The organism is Nonomuraea sp. K271, from assembly GCF_009908215.1.
In the GTDB taxonomy this organism is placed as follows: Bacteria; Actinomycetota; Actinomycetes; order Streptosporangiales; family Streptosporangiaceae; genus Nonomuraea; species Nonomuraea longispora.
In genome coordinates this window covers 76,653-95,759 of record NZ_JAAAHR010000008.1, presented here as the reverse complement: position 1 = coordinate 95,759, position 19,107 = coordinate 76,653, and the positions used below count along the sequence as shown (strand labels likewise).

The 19,107-nt window shown below is 71.2% G+C and carries 16 protein-coding genes; 8 read left to right on the top strand and 8 right to left on the bottom strand.

The features are described from left to right. Nucleotides 1-15: 15 nt before the first annotated feature. A complete protein-coding gene (locus tag GUY59_RS04605) occupies nucleotides 16-1,734 on the bottom strand; it encodes a DUF3352 domain-containing protein (protein WP_236666828.1) in 1,719 nt (572 codons plus the stop codon). A 273-nt stretch (nucleotides 1,735-2,007) separates the two neighbouring features. On the opposite strand from GUY59_RS04605, the gene GUY59_RS04600 reads away from it, so the two are divergent. The 3 genes from GUY59_RS04600 (at nucleotide 2,008) to GUY59_RS04590 (ending at nucleotide 4,747) form a co-directional block, all read left to right on the top strand. Continuing rightward, a complete protein-coding gene (locus tag GUY59_RS04600; protein WP_138199004.1) occupies nucleotides 2,008-2,799 on the top strand; it encodes a thioesterase family protein in 792 nt (263 codons plus the stop codon). Nucleotides 2,800-2,922: 123 nt separating this feature from the next. Further along, the gene (murI, locus tag GUY59_RS04595) at nucleotides 2,923-3,846 is read left to right on the top strand and encodes a glutamate racemase (RefSeq protein ID WP_132330666.1); all 924 of its coding nucleotides are present in this window, start codon (nucleotides 2,923-2,925) and stop codon (nucleotides 3,844-3,846) included. Between the two features lie 148 nt (nucleotides 3,847-3,994). Further along, entirely contained in the window at nucleotides 3,995-4,747 is a 753-nt protein-coding gene (locus GUY59_RS04590) for an MBL fold metallo-hydrolase (RefSeq protein WP_138199005.1), read from the top strand. On the opposite strand, the gene GUY59_RS04585 is transcribed toward GUY59_RS04590, so the two are convergent. Beyond that, a complete protein-coding gene (locus tag GUY59_RS04585) occupies nucleotides 4,732-5,970 on the bottom strand; it encodes an MFS transporter (protein WP_161714399.1) in 1,239 nt (412 codons plus the stop codon). The genes GUY59_RS04590 and GUY59_RS04585 overlap by 16 nt on opposite strands. 68 nt (nucleotides 5,971-6,038) lie before the next feature. On the opposite strand from GUY59_RS04585, the gene rph reads away from it, so the two are divergent. The 5 genes from rph (at nucleotide 6,039) to GUY59_RS04560 (ending at nucleotide 10,446) form a co-directional block, all read left to right on the top strand. Then, a complete protein-coding gene (rph, locus tag GUY59_RS04580; protein ID WP_138199007.1) occupies nucleotides 6,039-6,758 on the top strand; it encodes a ribonuclease PH in 720 nt (239 codons plus the stop codon). Beyond that, nucleotides 6,755-7,345: an RdgB/HAM1 family non-canonical purine NTP pyrophosphatase gene (gene rdgB / locus GUY59_RS04575; protein WP_138199008.1), complete on the top strand. Its 591-nt coding sequence runs from the start codon at nucleotides 6,755-6,757 to the stop codon at nucleotides 7,343-7,345. Before rph ends, rdgB begins: the two co-directional genes overlap by 4 nt. 46 nt (nucleotides 7,346-7,391) lie before the next feature. After that, nucleotides 7,392-9,107 (top strand): molybdopterin-dependent oxidoreductase, encoded by a 1,716-nt coding sequence (locus GUY59_RS04570; protein WP_252374811.1) that lies wholly within the window; start codon nucleotides 7,392-7,394, stop codon nucleotides 9,105-9,107. A gap of 128 nt (nucleotides 9,108-9,235) precedes the next feature. Next, nucleotides 9,236-10,180 carry a toxin glutamine deamidase domain-containing protein gene (locus tag GUY59_RS50535; protein WP_138199009.1) on the top strand — a complete coding sequence of 315 codons (945 nt, stop codon included), beginning with the start codon at nucleotides 9,236-9,238 and terminating at the stop codon, nucleotides 10,178-10,180. Next, on the top strand, nucleotides 10,177-10,446 hold the full coding sequence (locus tag GUY59_RS04560; RefSeq protein WP_132330676.1) for a hypothetical protein: 270 nt from the start codon (nucleotides 10,177-10,179) through the stop codon (nucleotides 10,444-10,446). Before GUY59_RS50535 ends, GUY59_RS04560 begins: the two co-directional genes overlap by 4 nt. A 14-nt stretch (nucleotides 10,447-10,460) precedes the next feature. Here GUY59_RS04560 and GUY59_RS04555 read toward each other — a convergent pair whose 3' ends face one another. From GUY59_RS04555 to GUY59_RS04530, 6 genes are all read right to left on the bottom strand, one after another. After that, nucleotides 10,461-12,701, bottom strand: coding sequence for an alpha/beta fold hydrolase (locus GUY59_RS04555; protein WP_138199010.1), 2,241 nt, complete (start codon nucleotides 12,699-12,701; stop codon nucleotides 10,461-10,463). Then, nucleotides 12,698-13,651 carry an ATP-binding cassette domain-containing protein gene (locus GUY59_RS04550; protein ID WP_138199011.1) on the bottom strand — a complete coding sequence of 318 codons (954 nt, stop codon included), beginning with the start codon at nucleotides 13,649-13,651 and terminating at the stop codon, nucleotides 12,698-12,700. The genes GUY59_RS04555 and GUY59_RS04550 overlap by 4 nt, the downstream gene beginning before the upstream one ends. A gap of 197 nt (nucleotides 13,652-13,848) precedes the next feature. Then, nucleotides 13,849-16,338: an ABC transporter permease gene (locus GUY59_RS04545; RefSeq protein WP_138199012.1), complete on the bottom strand. Its 2,490-nt coding sequence runs from the start codon at nucleotides 16,336-16,338 to the stop codon at nucleotides 13,849-13,851. A 1-nt stretch (nucleotide 16,339) separates the two neighbouring features. Then, nucleotides 16,340-17,089 (bottom strand): ABC transporter ATP-binding protein, encoded by a 750-nt coding sequence (locus GUY59_RS04540; protein WP_132330684.1) that lies wholly within the window; start codon nucleotides 17,087-17,089, stop codon nucleotides 16,340-16,342. 112 nt (nucleotides 17,090-17,201) lie between these two features. Beyond that, complete coding sequence (locus GUY59_RS04535; protein ID WP_212746131.1) at nucleotides 17,202-17,852, bottom strand: response regulator; 651 nt, start codon at nucleotides 17,850-17,852, stop codon at nucleotides 17,202-17,204. A gap of 13 nt (nucleotides 17,853-17,865) precedes the next feature. Further along, on the bottom strand, nucleotides 17,866-19,035 hold the full coding sequence (locus tag GUY59_RS04530; protein WP_138199013.1) for a sensor histidine kinase: 1,170 nt from the start codon (nucleotides 19,033-19,035) through the stop codon (nucleotides 17,866-17,868). Nucleotides 19,036-19,107: the final 72 nt, after the last annotated feature.

The following is a 19,107-nucleotide window of genomic DNA, read 5'->3' as shown; positions in this document are numbered from 1 at the left end:
TGTCTCGGGCCCCGTCTAGTTGACCAGCACCCTCAGCGAGAACGTCGCGGAGCTGTCGGTCATTGACGTGCTCATGCCGACGGCCTTGAGCACCTGCGCGTTGGCCTTCTCGTCGCCCTGCATGGAGTTCAGGTACAGGCTCTCGATCTTGTCGAGGTCGACGAAGAGCGCCATGTTGGCCTCGTCCGGGTCGGCGATCGCCGTCTTGAACGTCTCCGAGTCGGCCAGCGTGCCCGTTTCGGCAAGCTTCTTGGCGTAGTCGTCCGTCGTCGCCACGGTGAAGACGCCGTCACCGGCGACCTTGGCGATCTGCGGAGCGCCCTGCCCGCCGTTGGCCATCGCCTGCTGGATCTTGTCCAGGACGGCCTGTGCCCTGGCCGGGTCGGTGGCGATGCGCGCGCCGGCCCTGAACTGGTTGTCGCTCAGGCCCTCGCTGTCGACCGCGAACGTGAAGTTCTTGCCGAAGAGCGTCGCGAGGTCGCCCGGCAGCTCCAGCCCGTAGCGGGTCTTGATCTGCGCGAGCATCTGCTGGACGTCGGCGGAGCCGGTGGCCGTGGCCTGCTTCTCGATGTTGGCCCAGTTCTTGGTGAGGACCTGGTCGAGGCCGGAGATCGACAGGGCGCCGGCCGTGCTCGCGGGCAGGACACCCAGGTTGGCCGGAGGCAGGTCGCCCTGGGGCGTCATGCCCTTGGCGCCGTTGACGACGCCGGCCAGCTCGACGTAGGCGCTGTCGAAGCGGAGCGCGCCGGCGAACCTGGCGTCCTTGACCTGCTGGAGGCCCGCGGCCTGCTCGGGTGTCATCGCCTTCTTGGTCGCCTCGGCGATGCTGCCGACGTGGGCCCAGAACGACAACACGCCCTGCTCACCGAGCGCGGCGATGTCGTCATTGAAGTCGGCGTTGTCGCCCAGGCTGCCTTCTGCCTGCGCGTACTTGTCGGCGAGTTCCTGCGAGGCGGCGAGGAGCGCGTAGTCATCGCGGAAGGCGATGCCGTACCTGTCGCCGTCCATGAGCTTGGCGATGCCGGCCTTGGCCAGCTCCTCGTCCGTGACCTGCACGGCCACGGCGAAGTCGGGCTCGTCCTTGCCGGAGGGGACGGCGGCGAAGCCGATCCTGCTGCCCAGCCACGGGTCGACGTCCTGAGCGAAGTCGACCTTCGAGTCGTCGCCCTGGGTGATGGTGTCGAACAGCGCCTTGCGCGGGTCCTCGCCGGAGAAGGTGTCCTTGGTGGCCGTGAACTTCCTGGCCAGCTGGAACAGCGCCACCTTCTGGTTGGCGGCCGGGTCGAGGTCGAGCCGGGCGTAGGCGAGGCTGTCGGCGGGGAGCACCTCGTGCGGCTGCGCGCCGCCGCCGCCGATGGCGCCCACGGCCCACACGGCGCCGCCGCCGAGCAGCACCACGGCCAGCGCGGCCGCCACGGCGATGATCCACGTCTTGGGGCCCTTCCTGGGCGGCTGCGGCGGGCCGGCGCCGTCAGGGCCCTGCTGCTGCCAGCCGCCGCCCTGCGCGTACTGGGCCTGCTGCTGCCAGCCCTGCTCCTGCTGCCAGCCCTGCTGGGGCTGCTGCTGTTGCCAGCCGCCCTGCTGCCACTGCTGCTGCGGCTGCTGCGGCTGCTGCCCGTAGGGAGGCTGCTGGCCGTACGGCTGCTGTGGCGGCGGCTGCTGGCCATAGCCCCCCTGGGCCTGCTGGCCGTAAGGCTGCTGCGGCGGGTACGGGCCACCCGATGACATCGGCATCGTCGGGGGGTTCTCCGGCTGCTGCCCCTGGTTCCAGTTGTATGCCGTGGTCCGGTCAGGGTCCTGACCGGACGGGGGATTATTCACAGACATCACTCAACTCACAATGTGGACTTATGGCCACAGTGAAGGTAGCTGATGTTGGTAGACCACCGCTTGCAATGCGCTGAAGTACGACTTCCCACCAGGAGTCCCACTCGTGGCGGTACGCCTGCCGTCACGCGGCTACAGTAAGGGGGCACTAGAACTAAGTTCCAGACGAGGTGGGTGCGGATGACGAAGTTCGACGAGGCGACACAGGTGATCAGGGTCGACGACAACACTTATGATGTGTGCCTCGACCCGGGATACGGCATCGGCGGACCGCTCAACGGCGGCTACCTGCTGGCCGTGATCATGCGTGCGGCCGCGCAGGCCTCGCCGTTCGACCATCCCGTGACCACGAGCGCGCAGTTCCTGAAGGCGCCGGTCCCCGGCCCCGCCCAGGTCGTCATCGAGCCGCTCAAGGCGGGCAGGACGGCCGCGTTCGCCAGGGCCACGCTCGTGCAGGACGGCGTGGCGCAGATCGCGAGCTCGGTCACGACCGCCACCCTGCACGGGGCCGAGCCGGTCTACGCCGCCGAAGCGCCCTTCGCCATGCCCGGCATGGACGACTGCGTCCCGCTGCCCGACCCCAAGCCCGAGTCGGGCATGATGCTGAACGCCCAGATGGAGGTGCTGTTCGACCCGCCCACGATCGGCTGGCTGAAGGGCGAGCCCAGCGGCAGGCCGGAGTCGCGCGCCTACTTCAGGATGGCGGAGCCGCAGGACCCCGACCCGTACGTGCTGGCCCTGGCCGTGGACGCGCTGCCGCCCGTGGTGTTCTCCGCGGGCGCGCGCGGCTGGGCGCCGACCGTGGACCTCACCCTGCACCTGCGAGCCCTGCCCGCACCCGGCTGGCTCACCGTGCTCTGCGGCGGCCGGCTCGTCTCGGACGGCTGGTTCGACGAGGAGGCGGAGGTACGCGACTCGACCGGCAGGCTCGTGGCCCAGTCGCGCCAGCTGGCCCGCGTCGGCAGGGGATGAAAGTGTGGTGGCGGCCAAGGCGCCACCACATCACCACCATGTTTCACAAATGAGCGAGCGCGGCGCGCGACTGTGAGCATTCTTACGCAGAGTTGATCGGGCAGGTCGCCTACCCTCGAAGGCGTGCCGGACGCGAGTATTGGGATCTTCGACAGCGGGGTCGGCGGCCTGACGGTCGCCCGCGCGATCATCGACCAGCTGCCCTGCGAGTCGATCACGTACGTGGCCGACACGGCCCGCCAGCCGTACGGGCCGAAGAGCATCGCGCAGGTCCGCGCCTACGCCCTGGAGGTGATGGACCACCTCGTCGAGCACGACGTCAAGATGCTCGTGATCGCGTGCAACAGCGCGAGCGCCGCCGTGCTGCGCGACGCCCGCGAGCGCTATGACGTGCCGGTCGTCGAAGTGATCCAGCCCGCCACCAGGCGGGCGGTGCGCGCCACCCGCACCGGCAGGGTGGGCGTGATCGCCACCAGGGCCACCATCGACTCGATGGCCTACCACGACGCCTTCACCGCGGCGCCCGACGTGCGGCTCACCGGCGTGGCCGCCCCACGCCTGGTGGAGTACGTCGAACGAGGGGAGACGATGAGCGACGAGCTCATCGAGGTCGTCCGCGACTACCTGGAGCCCATCAGGGCCGCCGGGTGCGACACGCTCATCCTCGGCTGCACCCACTACCCGCTGCTCACCGGCGCCATCTCCTACGTCGCCGGCGACGGCGTGACGCTGGTCTCCAGCGCGGAGGAGACGGCCAAGGACGTCTACCGCATCCTGCACGACCGCGGTCTGGCGGCAGGCGGCGAGGCCGCCCCCCGGCACCGCTTCCGCGCCACCGGCGACTCCCTGCTGTTCGCCCGGCTCGGGCGGCGCTTCCTGGGGCCGGAGATCGACGCGGTCGAGGTCGCACCGCTGGGGGGCACCACCTGGAACGGGCACTCGGCCGCACCCGTTTCCGGGGCTTGGAACGGCGGCGCGACAAGGGAGCACACCGGGATCGAGGGGCCCAGCGACGCGGAGCGTCGTACCGGGAAGGAGCCCACTTGATTCGGGTCCCTGGCCGGTGGCACCGACACCGGTCCTGCTCGACGTCGTTCCGCCCGGACGGCGAACCGACGTGCACGGCGCCGCTCCGCGGCGTGTTCGCTCTCCTCCCCAGGGTCGAAGCCCGGGGTCCCCAGCGAAGGAGAAACCGTTGAAGGTGACCATCGTCGGATGCTCGGGGAGCTACCCCGGCCCCGACAGCCCCGCGTCCTGCTACCTCATCGAGGCGGACGGGTTCAGGATGGTGCTCGACCTCGGCAGCGGCTCGCTCGGCGCGCTCCAGCGCCACATCGGCCTTTACGACGTGGACGCCATCTGCCTGACGCACCTGCACGCCGACCACTGCCTCGACATCTGCGGCTATCACGTCGCCCGCACGTACGGGCCGGCGGCGCCGTACCCGCTGGTGCCCGTCTACGCGCCCGTGGACGCGCCGCGCCGGCTGGCGGCCGCGTACGGCATGCCGGACGAGCCCGGCCTGGAGACGGCGTTCGACTTCGTGCCGCTGGAGCCCGGCTCGTACGAGATCGGGCCGTTCACGGTCACCGCCGGCCTGGTCAACCACCCGGTGGAGGCGTACGGCTTCCGGGTGGGCGGCGGCGGTAGGTCCGTGGCCTACAGCGGCGACACCGGCGAGTCCAACGAGCTGGTGAAGCTGGCCGCGGGCGCCGACCTGCTGCTGTGCGAGGCGTCTTTCGTCGACCGCCCTGACCTGCCGTCCGGCCTGCACCTGACCGGCCGCCAGGCCGCCGAGCACGCCGCCATGGCCGACGTGGGCCGGCTCGTGCTCACCCACCTCGTCCCCTGGAACGACGAGGCGACGGTGCTCAGGGAGGCCTCGGAAGGCGGCTACGGCGGCCCGATCGAACTGGCCCGCAGTGGCGCCGTCTACGACCTGGCCTGAACCTCGCCGAAGTCGCGCATGCGGGGCAGCGGCGAGAACAACAGCGGCAGGAACGCCAGCAGCCTGCCCCCCATGAACACCCACAAGGCCTGCCGTACGCCGATCTGCTGGGCCACCAGACCGCCGAGCAGCGCGCCCAGCGGCATCATGCCCCAGGTCATGAACCGCACCGACGCGTTGACCCGGCCGAGCACGTGCTCGGGGGTCACGGTCTGCCGGTAGGTGACCTGCCCCACGTTCAGCAGGACCGAACTCCACGACAGGCCGATCGAGGTGATCGCGAAGAACACCGCCCGCCAGTCGGGCTCCGTCATCGGCAGCAGCAGGCCGAAGGGCGAGCCGATGGTGACGGCCAGCCAGGTCATCCGCGCGGTGCCGTACTTCCTGGACAGCCAGCCGCCGGTCAGGCCGCCCATCAGGCCGCCGATGCCGCCCGACATGAGCAGCACGCCGATGAGGCCGGGCGTGAGCATGACCTCGTCGGCCAGGAACAACACCGACTGTCCGAGTACGGCGCTCACGAAGAGGTTCATCGCCGCCGACGTGATCACGAACGTGCGCATCAGGCTGTCCTGCCAGACGTATGCGAGCCCTTCGCGGATGCCGCGTATCAGCGGCGTGGGCTCGACGGCGGCCGGCGGTTTGTCCGGCGCCTTGATCCTGCTCAGGACGAGCACCGAGGCGAGCGCGCCGAGCGCCGTTGCGACGAGCGTGCGCGAGGCCCCCAGCAGTTGCACGAGCGCGCCGCCGATGGCGGGCCCCGACAACGACCCGCTGGAACGTACGACCTCCAGCTTGGAGTTGGCGTCGGCGAGCTGCCCCGTGGTGATCAGATCGGGCAGGTAGGTGCGGTCGGCCACGTCGTTGAAGACCTGCGCCGCGCCCACCAGCAGCGCCACGAGGAACATCATCTCGATGGTCAGCACGCCCAGCTCGGCCGCGACGGGAATGCTGCCCAGCAGCAGGAACCTGGCCAGGTCGGAGACCATGAGCACGCGGCGCCTGCGCATCCGGTCGACCCACACCCCCGCGGGCAGGCCGATCAGCAGCAGCGCCGTCGTCTGCAGCGCCGACAGCAGGCCGACCTCTGTGGGGCCGGCGTGTAATACCAGCACGGCCACCAGCGGCAGCGCCACTCGCGAGATATTCGCGCCGAGTTCGTTGGCGACGTGAGAACTGAGGAACCGTAGGAAGTCAGGGTTTCGCAACACCCCCGTTGTCATTGCGTAAGGATCCATGTGTCGGACACATTTGGTCAAGGGTGTTGTGGCGCGGAGATAGGGTGATCTGCATGTCGCGACAGGATGGCCGCAGCCCTGACCAGCTTCGTCCCATAACCATCACGAGGCAATGGCTCACCCATGCCGAAGGATCCGTGCTCGTCGAATTCGGCGGCACCAGGGTGTTGTGCGCGGCCTCGGTCCAGGACAGCGTGCCCCGGTGGCGCCGCGGCAGCGGCCAGGGATGGGTTACCGCCGAATATGCCATGTTGCCCCGCGCGACCAATACTCGTAACGATCGTGAATCGGTTCGGGGAAAAATCGGTGGCAGGACCCATGAGATATCGCGGTTGATCGGCCGTTCCCTGCGCGCCTGCGTCGATTACAAAGCGTTGGGGGAAAACTCCATTCTGCTCGACTGTGACGTCCTGCAGGCCGACGGCGGCACCCGCACCGCCGCCATCACCGGCGCCTACGTCGCGCTGGCGGACGCGGTCGCGTGGATGCGCGGGCGCAAGATGTGCCCGGGCGACCCGCTGATCGGCTCCGTCGCGGCCGTGTCCGTCGGCGTGGTCGGCTCGGTGCCGATGCTCGACCTCTGCTACACCGAGGACGTCGCCGCCGAGACCGACATGAACGTCGTGATGACCGGCGAGGGCAGCTTCGTCGAGGTGCAGGGCACCGCCGAGGGTGCGCCGTTCGACCGCTCGGCGCTTGACCGGCTGCTCGACCTCGCCGTGCAGGGGTGCGAGGAGCTCACGCTCGTTCAACAGGAGGCTTTGGGGTCATGAAGATCGTGCTGGCCACCCGCAACGCGGGAAAGATCGCGGAGCTGCGCCGCATCCTGGCCGGGTTCGAGATCGTCGGGCTGGAGGAGTTCCCCGAGATCGGCGAGGTCGCCGAGACCGGCGTCACGTTCGAGGAGAACGCCCTGCTCAAGGCGCACGCCGTCGCCCAGGGCTCCGGGCTGCCCGCGGTCGCCGACGACTCGGGGCTCTGCGTCGACGTGCTCAACGGCATGCCCGGCGTCTTCTCCGCCCGCTGGTCGGGCAGGCACGGCGACGACCAGGCCAACCTCGACCTGCTGCTGGCCCAGCTGTCCGACGTGCCCGCCGACCGGCTGAGCGCCCACTTCGCCTGCACCGCCGCGCTGGCCGTGCCGTCGGGGGAGTCGCGGGTGGTCGAGGGCGTCCTGCCGGGCAGGCTCGTCAAGACCCCGCGCGGCACCAACGGGTTCGGTTACGACCCGATCCTGGTGCCCGACGGCTACGACCGCACGACGGCTGAGATGTCGCCCGACGAGAAAGACGCGATCAGCCACCGTGGGCGGGCCTTCCGCGCGCTGACGCCGATCGTGCGCGAGCTGCTCGGCTCGTAACCACCGCGTAAGAACCGCTGGGCACGGGCCGGCGTACCGTCGAGACGTGCAGAGTAAATCGGTGGTGCCCGCCTGGGCCAGGGCTTTGCCGGGACTGGTCGCCGGGTGCGCGGCTCTCGGGACGGCGCAGTTCGTGTCCGCGTTCGTCGGGCCTGAGACGTTTCCCGTGCTCGCCGTGGGCGATGCGACGGTCGACCTGACGCCCGCGCCGGTCAAGGACTTCGCGATCAGGACGTTCGGTGAGAGCGACAAGGCCGTCCTCGTCGGTGGCGTGCTGGTGGTCGTGCTGTTCGGGATCGCGCCGCTCATCGGGATGCTGGCCCTGCGCCGGCTCACCCACGGCTTCGCGGGGCTGGCCGCCTTCGGCGTGGTGGGCCTGCTGGCGGTGCTGACCCGGCCGGAGGCGGGGCTGCTGGACGCGCTCCCGACCCTGGCCGGCGTGGGCGTGGGCGCCTGGGTGCTGGCCTGGCTCGTACGGCGGGCGACCGGCGACGGCGACCCCGCCCACGGGATCGAGGCCCGGCCGCCCCTGCACGCCGCCGAAGCCGGCGCGCCGACGAGCTCCTCCACGAGCGGTGCGCGCAGCGGTGAGGAGGGCGCCTCGGTGAGCAGCGCCGGGAGCGGGGCCGCAAGTGGTGGCGGCGGGGGTGTCGTGGAGCGGCCCGCCGTGATGTGGGTGGCGGGGGAGCCGCGGGTGTTCGGCCGGAGGCGGTTGCTGACCGGCGCGGCCGGCGGCGTGGCCGCAGCCGGGGCCGTCTACCTGCTCGGGCAGACACTCGGCGGCAGGCAGAGCGTCGGCGTCGCGCGGGCCGGGGTGGCGCTGCCCAAACCCGCGACCCCCGCGAAGCCGATTCCGGCCGGCGCGGACCTGCGCATCGGCGGGCTGTCGCCGTTCGTCACGCCCAACAAGGACTTCTACCGGGTCGACACCGCGCTCATCGTCCCCCAGGTCAACCCGGACGACTGGACGTTGCGCATCCACGGCATGGTCGACCGGCCCGTCGAGATCACGTACGCCGACCTGCTGAGGATGCCGCTCACCGAGGCGGACGTCACGCTCACCTGCGTCTCCAACGAGGTCGGCGGTCCGCTGGCCGGCAACGCCCGGTGGCTGGGCGTGCGCATGGCCGAGGTGCTGCGCCAGGCCGGGCTGCAGTCCGGCGCCGACATGCTGCTGTCCACCTCCGCCGACGGCTTCACCTGCGGCACCCCGGTGGACGTGGTGATGGACGGGCGCGACGCGCTGTTCGCGGTCGCGATGAACGGCGAGGTGCTCCCCGTCGACCACGGCTTCCCCGTGCGCCAGGTGGTGCCGGGCCTGTACGGGTACGTCTCGGCCACCAAATGGGTCGTGGACATCAAGGCGACCCGGTTCGACAGGGACCAGGCGTACTGGACGCCTCGGGGCTGGTCGGCCAAAGGCCCGATCAAGACGCAGTCGCGCATCGACGTCCCGAAGGCCGCGGACACGCTGAAGCCGGGGCGCAACACGGTCGCCGGGGTGGCGTGGGCGCAGCACAAGGGGGTGGACGCCGTGGAGGTGCGCTTCGACGGCGGCGAGTGGACGCAGGCGAAGCTGGCCGAGGTGCCCGGGCCCGACACCTGGCGGCAGTGGTCTATCGACTGGGACGCCAGGCCGGGCGAGCACCGCATCGAGGTGCGCGCGACGGACGCGTCCGGCTACACCCAGACCGACCGGCTCGCGCCGTCCGCGCCTGACGGTGCGACGGGCCGGCACACGATCACGGTGAACGTCGTCTGATCTCTGTCATGGTTTGCTCTGTTTGCCCAGGTAGGGAGGGGAGCTCTGGCGGTCAATCTGCCTGACTTCACCTCCCCGGCACTGTGACGCCTCTACGATCGGTCGTCGAGCATGACAGGAGGCAGGCCGTGTTCCGCGAGCGCAAGCCGAGTGTCCGGTGGGTCCTTCAAGATGAGCGTTACGACCCTGTCGTGGCCGAAGGGGTGCGATGGCTCGACTATGAGCGGGCCGCCGAGGTGCCCCCTGACAGCGGCTCCACCCCGGCGAACCAGGCCGCCGCCTCGGTGCGCGAGCACCCCGCCGCCGACCCCGCCGAGCGCACCGGACGTGCTGAGCCCTGGGAGTGGCCGGCCTGCGAGGAACACACCGAGCTCGGGAAGTCCGGGGAGCCTGAGCAATGGGCGGGGGAGGCGGAGGTCGCCGAGCCGGTGGAGCTTCCCGAGCCGGTGGAACATGACTGGTTCGACGGGCCGCGGCGGCCGCCCAGGCTCGCCGACTCCCGTCCGTACGTCGTGCCCGGCGGGCTGGCCCGGCCGGACCCGCAGGTCGAGCGGGACCTGGCGGAGTCGATGACGCCAGGCACCCGCTTTCCAGACCCGCGCGGCACCTGGGTGCGGCTGATCAACGGCGGCGGGCCCGCCGACGACCCGTTCAGGGCCTCCAACGCCGCCGACTGCGCGCTGGCCGTGCTGTCCACCTGGCACGGCGAGCCCGCGACGGCCGCGCCCCGGCTGCCCGAGTACGACAGGATGGGCCGGCCGGTGCTGACCGGCGAGCGGGGCAGCCTGGCCAGGATCGAGCGGTGGGCGGGCCACCGCCTGCAGTACGCGGGGCAGGGGCGGCACGCCTACCCCCTGATCGCGCGGCGGCTGATCGACGCCGGGCACGGGGCGAGCGCCGTCATCGTGGTGCGCTGGCCCGGCGGCGGCTCCCACGCCTGGAACGCGGTCAACGCGGACGGCGAGGTGATCTGGATCGACGCGCAACGGGGGCACATGTCCGTCGAGCCGCCGTACACGACGGTGACCGGGGTGTTCTGCCTGATGCTCGACCGGCGGGGACGGCCGCGATGAACCTGGATCAGGCCAGGGCCGTGGCCGAGGAGTACTTCAACGGGGTGCGCCTGCCCGACGAGGCACTGCCGGTGGGGGTGTACGGGTTCGACGCGGGTTATGTCGCCTGGGTGCGGGAGCTGGACCCCGACGATCCCGCCAGGCTGCCGGACGTCGTGGGCGGCGGGTGCATCGTGATCGACCGGGCCACGGGCGAGGTGGTGGCCCGGCCGCTTCTCGACCCCGAGACGGTGGCCGAGTTGTGGCCCGGCCGCACACCTCGCTGAGACCCGGTCGGCCGTCAGGTGCCGGTCTTGGGGCACACGGTGCCGGGTGCGGGGAGGCGCAGACTGATCAGGTAGCGGTTGACGTGGCCGATGACGCAGGAGTTCCCGGCGTTGTAGAGGCCGTGGCCGTATCCCTGGTACTGGACCGCGGCAGAGCCGGGTACCCGCCGTACGATGTCCGCGCTCCTGTCGAAGTCCGTCCAGGAGCCGACGCCCAGGTAGGGCGGCAGCCCTTTGGCCGGCAGTGGTCCGGGCGGATTGGTGACGGAGGTCGGCCAGCCGACACAGCCGAGCGGGTGCCAGAGCTCGGTCCCGGCGATGTTGGGCAGCAGGCGCTCACCTTCGCGGCGCCTCCTCCGGTATTCCTCGTAGTCGCGGAATACGAGGCCGTCGAGGCAGTGGGTCATGTTCATCCCCGTGGACGAGGGCACCTTCGGGCTTTTCGTGGCCCGCCGGACGTAGTCGGCGAACCCTGAGGCGTCGCCGTCGGCGGCCCGCTTGATCGCCTCCGCAAGCTCCGTCCATTGGGGGAGGTCGGGCTCCTCACCCGGCGAGATGATGCTGGGGGCGGCGGCCTCCTTGATGTCGAACCCACTGTAGGCGGCCGCCGGCGATTCGCCTCTGACCGGCACCGGGACACGGTCGGCCCGCGCCACCAGCGCCCGCCAGACCTCGCCGACGTCCTGGTCGTGCAGCGCGCAGGTGGTGGTCGCCGCGCACCAGGCGGCGAAGCGGGTGAAGGACTTCTCGTGGGTGAGCCTGTTGTGCGCACCGTGCAGGTACGGGTTGACCGAGCCGTCGAACACCATCGCGCGCACCCGGCCGGGGAACAGCCGGGAGTATTCGATCCCGGGTCTGCCGCCGTAGGAGTTGGCGATGAAACTCAGCTTCTCCTCCCCCAGAGCGACGCGGATCGCCTCCATGTCCCGCGCCACGGAGGCGGAATCCATGTGGTCGAAGAACTCGGGGTCGGCGCTGCGGCATCGCTGAGCCGCCGCCCGGTTGCGTCTGCCCAGCTCGGCGTACTCGGCGCGGGTTTCGGGCAAGCTGATCCACGGGCCGGAGAACAGACAGTCGAACGACAGCACGCCCTTGTCGACGGTGTTGCGGGGCTCGACGCTGACCACGTCGAAACGATCGCGCAGTTCGGTGAAGCTGCCCGCGTTCTTGCTCAGGTCCTCCACGCCCGAGCCGCCCGGCCCGCCGGGGATCGCGAACACCGTGCCCATCCTGCGTTGGGCGCCGGTGGCCGGGAGCAGGCCGACGGCCAGATCGATCTTCCGTCCGGACCGCTCGGCCCAGTTCACGGGCACCTTGATCGTGGCGCACCGCATCTCCTTGACGAGGGTCTTGTCCGCGCAGCCCGCCCAGGCCGGCGTCGATGAGGGGCCCGGCGAACCTGCCGCGGCGGCAGGCACAGCCGAGACCAGGACGGCCGCGGCAGCGCCGATCGCCAGCACCTTGATCCGGCGCCCGGCCGGCGTGATCATCGTGGCGCCCGCGGTCAACGCGGCGAGCACGTACGCGACCAGCAGCCCCGCAGCCGCGGCGGGGGGCAGGATCCCGCCCCCGACCCCCGCGATCTGGAGCGGCAGGTTTTCGATCATGAAGGAGCCGGCCTGCGCGCGCAGCGGCATGGGCAGCGTCTTGGCCACCACCGGCAGCACCACGATGAGCACGGTCAGCACGACCAGCGCGCCCGGGGTGGAGCGGACGGCCGCCCCGACGCCGAGGCCGATCAGCGCGACCGCGGCCATCGACAGCCCGGCGACGATCACCGAGGCGAGCACGCCCGGCTCTGACAGCGGCGTGCCCAGCGTCACCCCTTCGCGGAGAAGTTGCCCGGCCCGGTCGCCGAGCGCCGCCATGGAGGCCGCGTGCATGATGAACGCCAGAACCTGACCGGCCACCAGAGCGACCGCGGCCAGGCCGGGAATCTTGGCCAGCAGGAGCACCCGCCTGCGGGGCACGGCCACCAGGCTCGTCTGGATCATGCCGGTGCCGTGTTCCGAGGTGATCGCCAGCGCGCCCAGCACGGCGAACACGAAGTAGGCGACCGCGATCCCGTTGCCGAGGCCGTCCCCGTTGCCGGGGAAGGCCATCTTCTCGTCCAACGTCTTGCCGTCGAACCCGCGGCCGATCATGAACGCGATCCCGGCGCAGGCGAGAACGGCCGTCACCGAGCAGGCCAGCACGTGGAGATTCGAGCGGAGTGTGCGGAGCTTCATCCACTCGGAAGCGATGACGTCGATCATCGCACGGTCTCCTTCGGAGTGGTCCCGCTCTCGCTTCTGTACTCGGTGCTGTCCTCCGTGAGCCGCATGAACGCCTCCTCCAGGGACGCGGCGCGCGGAGTCAGCTCCACCAGGGCGATTCCCTGGGACAGCGCCAGTACGCCGATCTCGGACGCGTCCAGCCCATGGACGGACAGGGCAGCGGACCGGGCAACGGGCTGGACGCCGTCGTCCTCGGCCACCACCGTCCCGCCGTGGGCGCGCATGATGGCGGTGAGCCGCTCCGGGTGACGCGTGCGGACCAGCACGTCGCCCTGGAAGTGCGCGGCCAGGGCGTTCATGGCGGCGTCAGCGATCAGCCGGCCACGTCCGATGACGATGACGTGGTCGGCGGTGAGCGCCGTCTCGTTCATCAGGTGGCTGGACAACAGCACGGTACGGCCCTCGTCCGCCAGCGAACGCAGCAGGCCGCGGAGCCAGCGGATGCCCTCAGGGTCCAGTCCGTTCAGCGGCTCGTCGAACATCAGCACTGCCGGGTCTCCGAGCAGCGCAGCCGCCATGCCCAGCCGCTGCTTCATGCCGAGGGAGAATCCGCCGATCCTCTTGCCGGCGACGTCCGTCAGGCCGACCTGATCGAGGACGGCGGTCACGCGGGCCCGGTCGATGCCGTTGCTGCGCGCCAGGCAGCCGAGATGGTCGCGGGCCGACCGGCCGCCGTGCACGGCCCCGGCGTCCAGCAGCGCCCCCATCGTGCGCATGGGCCGGCGCAGCGACGCGTACGGTCGCCCGTCCACCAGCGCCTCACCCGAAGCGGGGACCTCCAGTCCGAGTACGGCCCGCATGGTGGTGGACTTGCCGGCGCCGTTCGGTCCCAAGAACCCGGTCACCAGCCCCGGTTTCACCGTGCAGGTCAGGTCGTCGACGGCGAGCGTGCGGCCGTACCGCATGCTCAGTCCCCTCACTTCGATCACGTCGCGCTCTCCTTGGCTTGCCGGGCAACGATCGGCAAGTTCCGATCGGACCTGCCCAGCTTCGCGGTCCGGAGGGCCGGCCTCCATGGAAGCCGGCCCACCCCGCGTGGTAGGAAATCGCCACCTGAGAGGTGGACCCAGCACTACCACCTGCGCGAGGACCAGGGGTTCCGCCCGAGGCGTCGAAAGCCCCGGGGTCAGCCGGCGGCGAGGGCTCCGGTGATCGACGCCCGTGCGGCGCGGCGGGCCGGCAGCACGGCGGCCAGCACCCCGGCCACGCCGGAGAGCGCCACGAACAACGCGATCTGTCCCACCGGCAGCGAGAGCAGGGCGCCGTCCAGCATGGCCATGATCGCGGCCCAGCCGAAGACGCCGCCGAGCACGGCCCCCACCAGCGCTCCGATCAGACCGAGCACCAGAGCCTCGACCGACAACATCGCGCGCAGTTGCCGCCGCGTCAGGCCCAGCGCCCGCAACAGCGCCGACTCCCTGGTGCGCTCGTGCACCGACAGCGAGAGCGTGTTGGCGATGCCCAGCAGCGAGATCAGGATGGCCAGCCCCAGCAGCCCTGTGATGATCATGAGGAGCATGTCCAGCGTCTCGTCGAACTGACCGCGGGTCTCCGCCGCGCTCGACACCTTCACGTTCGGATAGGGCGCCGCGGCCGCGTCGACGACCTCGCGCGCCCGTTCTCGCGGCACGCCGTCCGCGATGCGGATCATCAACCGCGCGTCGGGCACCGCGCCGAAGTACGTCTCGAAGGCCGCCTCCGGCACGGTGACCGACGGCAGCGTCCCCTGGTTCCCGTCGACCAGGGCGACCACCTTGAGCGGCACCGTCCCGGCCCTCTCGGTCCGCAGCCGCACCGAGTCGCCGACCTGGACGCCCAGTCTCTCGGCGTCGTTGTCCCGCAGCGCGACCTGGCCGGGACCGAAGCCCGCCATGGAGCCGGCGGTCACGTACGGCTCGACGGGCCCCCGGAACGTGCCGGCGAACACGTGCCGGCCGTCGATCGTGGCGTCCGCCTGCCGGATCTGCACCACCGAGGCCAGCTCCGGCGCGCGCCGGAGGCGCTCGGCGACGGATCTCGGGATGACGGAGCCGCGCTCCTGGTCCATCACGGCGTAGTCGACGGGGTACTGCTCGTCGAGCTTGGCCGTCATCGTCAGCCGGGTGGACGCGGTGACCACCGAGATCAGCGTCATGAGCGTCACCCCGATTGTCAGCGCGACCGTGGTGGTCGCGGCCCGCTTGGGGTTGCGCCCGGAGTTGCCGACGGCCAGGCGGCCCGGCACCCCGAACACCCTGCCGGGGATCCAGCCGACCAGCACGCTCAGCGGCCTGACGAGCACCGGCCCGAGGATCAGCACGGCCAGGAACGTCAGCGAGCCCCCGGCCATCACGGCGAGCAGCGACTCGTCCCGGCCGGGTTCGAGCACGAACACGCCGACGGCGGTGACGCCGGATCCGGCCACCAGGAAGAGGGCGGCGAACAGCCCGCGCAGCAGGCCCGCGCGGAACGTCTGCTCCTCGGCGTGGGTACGCAGCGCCGCGACCGGCAGGACGCGGGTGGCGGACCTGGCGGGCAGCAGGGCCGCGCACACCGTGACCACCAGGCCCACGGCCATCCCGGTCGCGATCGTGACGGGTGAGAGCGCGGCGCCGGCGTCGGTGGGCAGCGGGGCGTCGACCGCGCCGAGCACCGTCAGCGTGAGCGTGGCCAGGCCGTACCCGAGCAGCAGGCCGAGCGCGGAGGCTAGCACGCCCACGACGGCCGACTCCAGCAGGATCGAGCCGAACACCTGCCCTCGGGTGGCGCCGATGCACCGCAGCAGCGCCATCTCCCTGGTGCGCTGGGCGACGAGGATGTTGAAGGTGTTGTAGATGACCAGGGCGGCCACCATCATGGCCACGACGCCGAACAGCAGCAGGCCGAGCGTGAACATCTGCGTCTCGACCCCCGCCGCTCTCGCCAGGTCGGAGGCCAGCTCGTGGCCGGTCTTGACGGTGTACGCGTCGCCGACGGCCGCCGCGACGGCCTGCTTCAGGCCCGGGGCGGTGCCGGCGACGTCGATCTCGTGGTACCCCTTGAAGTCCGTCATGCGCTTCCCGGTGGCCGTGGTGAAGCCGACCGCGCCGGTGAACGAGAGTTCCTGGTCGACGCCGGTGTCGAGAAGACCGACGAGCTTGAACCGGTGCTCGGCCTTGCCGGCGTCGAGCACGGTGATGGTGTCGCCGAGCCGGAAGCCCTGGGCCTTGGCGGTGTTGTCGTCGAGCACGGCGGCCCGGTCGTCGGTGCCCGGTCCGGTGCCGGCGACGATGTCGGCGCGGTCGAGCGGGCCGGTGACGATCGAGACGGCCGTGGTGGGAAGGTTTCCGACGGTCTTGCCGTCCTTGCCGATCAGCGGCGCGGCGCCGCGTACGAGACCCTGCGCCTCCGTCACGCCGTCCAGGCCGCGGATGCGCTCCAGCACCCGCTCGGACAGCACGGCACCGGAGCCCTTGGGCAGGACGGCGACGTCCACCTTGCCCGCGTCGGCGCTGACCCGCTGGTCGAAACCAGCCTGTACGGTGTCGTTCAGCACGAACGTGCCCGCGATGAACCCCACGCCCAGCATGATCGCCAGCGAGGTCAGCAGCAGCCGGAACGTGTGGGCGCGCAGCCCGGCCAGAGCCGTCTTCAGCACCTCACGCCTCCAGCTTCACGAGCGTGTCCAGCACGCTCTGCGGCGTCGGCGTGGCGAGCTCGGTGACCAGCTCGCCGTCGCGCAGGAACACCACGCGGTCGGCGTACGACGCCGCGACCGGGTCGTGCGTGACCATGACGATGGTCTGGCCCAGCTCGCGCACCGACACGCGCAGGAACGACAGGACCTCGGCGCCGCTGCGGGAGTCCAGGTTGCCGGTCGGCTCGTCGGCGAAGATCACCTGCGGCTTGCTGATGAGCGCCCTGGCCACGGCCACGCGCTGCTGCTGGCCGCCGGACAGCTCGGTCGGCCGGTGCGAGAGCCGGTCCGTCAGCCCGACGGTCGAGATGACGCGGTCGAACAGCGCCTGGTCGGCCTGGCGGGCGGCGATCTCCAGGGGCAGGCGGATGTTCTGCTCGGCGGTCAGCGTGGGCAGCAGGTTGAACGCCTGGAAGACGAACCCGATCCGCTCGCGGCGCAGCAGGGTGAGCTGCCGGTCGGACAGTCCGGTCAGCTCCACGTCGCCAAGGTGCACGGTGCCCGACGTGGCCGTGTCGAGGCCGGCCAGGCAGTGCATCAGCGTGGACTTGCCGGAGCCGGACGGGCCCATGATGGCGGTGAAGGCGCCGGTGGCGAAGGCCACGTTCACCGCGCGCAGGGCGTGCACCCGGGCGTCGCCCTGGCCGTACACCTTGGTCAGATCCGTGGCCACGACAGCGGGCGCGGTTCGGCGTTCGGTGAGGGTCACCATCACTCCTTCTCCCTGCGGGGGCGGGTTTCGACCCGACCCACGCTAGGTGTGGAGGTTCGGCGATCCATGGGCCCTGAGGAGGGACTTCGGGTGCGCCCGCAGACGACCCCGGTCAGCCTTTCGGCCGATGGGACGGCACGACCAGACCGGCCTCGTACGCGTACACCACCACCTGCACCCGGTCTCGCAGGCCCAGCTTGGCCAGCACCCGGCCCAGGTGGGTTTTCACCGTCGCCTCCGCGACCGCCAGCCGGGCCGCGATCTCCCCGTTGGACAGGCCGCGCGCCACCATGAGCAGCACCTCGCGCTCGCGCGGCGTCAGGTCGTCCGCCGCCGTCGGCTCCTCGTTCGGGAGCTGCGCGGCGAACGTCTCCAGCATCCGCCGCAACGTGCGCGGCGACATCGCGGCGTCGCCCGCGTGCACGAGCCTGATGGCGTTGACCAGGTCGGCCGGGGGCACGTCCTTCAGCAGGAACCCGGCCGCGCCCGCCTTGACCGCCGCGAACACGTACTCGTCGAGGTCGAACGTGGTGAGGATCAGCACCTTCGCCCCTTCGATGAGGCGGGTGGCCTCGACGCCGTCCATGCGGGGCATGCGCACGTCCATGAGCACGACGTCGACCTCGGTGTCCTTGAGGACCTCCAGCGCGGTGACCCCGTCGCCCGCCTCGGCCACGACCTCGATGTCGGGCTGAGCGTCCAGCACCATCCTGAACCCGGCCCGCAACAACTCCTGGTCGTCGACGAGCATCACGCGTATCACCCGGCCGCCTCCTCTACGCCGCTTCCGCCATGGGCAACCGGGCCAGCACCTCGAAGCCGCCGCCCCGCAGAGGGCCGGCCGAGACGTCGCCGCCGTACATGCCGACGCGCTCGCGCATGCCGATCAGGCCGTGCCCGTCGGCGCTCCGGGGCGCCGCCGCGCCCCGGCCGTCGTCGCTCACCCGTACGAGCACGTCGGGGCCGGTGAAGTCGATCTCCACGTCCGCCCGAACGCCGGGGCCGCCGTGCTTGAGGGCGTTCGTCAGCGCCTCCTGCACGATGCGGTAGACCGCGAGCTGCTGGCCCTCGGGCAGGTCGGTGGGCGTCCCGCCGATGCGGAACCGGGCGGGCACCGCCGATTCCCGCACCATCTTCTCCACCTGGTCCAGGCCGGGCTGGGGGGTGTAGTCGGGGTCCGCGTTCTCGTTCTCACGCAGGACCCCGACGAGCCTGCGCATCTCGGCGAGCGCGGCCCTGCCGGTCCTGGAGATGGTCGTGACGGCCTGGCGGGCCTGCTCGGGATCGTGGTCGAGGGCGTAGCCGGCGCCGTCGGCCTGCACCACCATCACGCTGACGTTGTGGGCCACGACGTCGTGCAACTCCCTGGCGATCCTCGCGCGTTCGGCGGCGGCCGCCATCCTGGCCTGCTGGTCGCGCTCACGCTCGGCCCGTTCGGCCCGCTCCTCCAGCCCTTCGAGATAGTGCCTGCGCGTCCTGGCGTACAGGCCGGTCAGCCAGATCGTCACCACGAGGATCGAGCCGGTGGAGAACATGCCGAACGTGGGCACCAGCCGGTCGATCAGCAGCAGCAACACCCCGACCTCGGTCACGAGGAGGGCCGCCAGCGCCCAGCGGAACGCGCACCGGTAGGCCACGCCCCACAGGGCGATCAGCACCGCCACGTTGGCGGGCACCGGGCCGACGTCCGCCAGCCACTGGACGAAGCTGACGAGGGCGATGACGGCGAAGGAGAGGCGTGGCCTTTCGCGCCACACGAGCGGTACGACCAGCACCGCGGAGACCCCCACGTACCAGATCACGCCGGGGTGGACGCCGCCGCCGGGTGCGCCGCTGCCCGCGTACAGCACCGTCGTCAGCAGACAGAGCGCGCCTAGCGGCGCCACCCGCAGGACGGCGGCCACCTTCTCGTGGCGCCTCGACCACGCCTGTACGCTACCGAACACGTCCTCACGATATGTACCTACAGTGGGGTCTTGGTCAGCCTGAAGGGTGAAGTGCGAGTACGACCCAGGTCT

Excerpts from the sequence above, each read along its gene's own strand:
- GUY59_RS04605 (WP_236666828.1), bottom strand. The coding sequence starts at position 1,734 with ATGCCGATGTCATCGGGTGGCCCGTACCCGCCGCAGCAGCCTTACGGC.
- GUY59_RS04560 (WP_132330676.1), top strand. The coding sequence starts at position 10,177 with ATGAACCTGGATCAGGCCAGGGCCGTGGCCGAGGAGTACTTCAACGGG.
- GUY59_RS04600 (WP_138199004.1), top strand. The coding sequence starts at position 2,008 with ATGACGAAGTTCGACGAGGCGACACAGGTGATCAGGGTCGACGACAAC.
- rdgB (WP_138199008.1), top strand. The coding sequence starts at position 6,755 with ATGAAGATCGTGCTGGCCACCCGCAACGCGGGAAAGATCGCGGAGCTG.
- rph (WP_138199007.1), top strand. The coding sequence starts at position 6,039 with ATGTCGCGACAGGATGGCCGCAGCCCTGACCAGCTTCGTCCCATAACC.
- GUY59_RS04585 (WP_161714399.1), bottom strand. The coding sequence starts at position 5,970 with ATGACAACGGGGGTGTTGCGAAACCCTGACTTCCTACGGTTCCTCAGT.
- GUY59_RS04540 (WP_132330684.1), bottom strand. The coding sequence starts at position 17,089 with ATGGTGACCCTCACCGAACGCCGAACCGCGCCCGCTGTCGTGGCCACG.
- GUY59_RS04555 (WP_138199010.1), bottom strand. The coding sequence starts at position 12,701 with ATGATCGACGTCATCGCTTCCGAGTGGATGAAGCTCCGCACACTCCGC.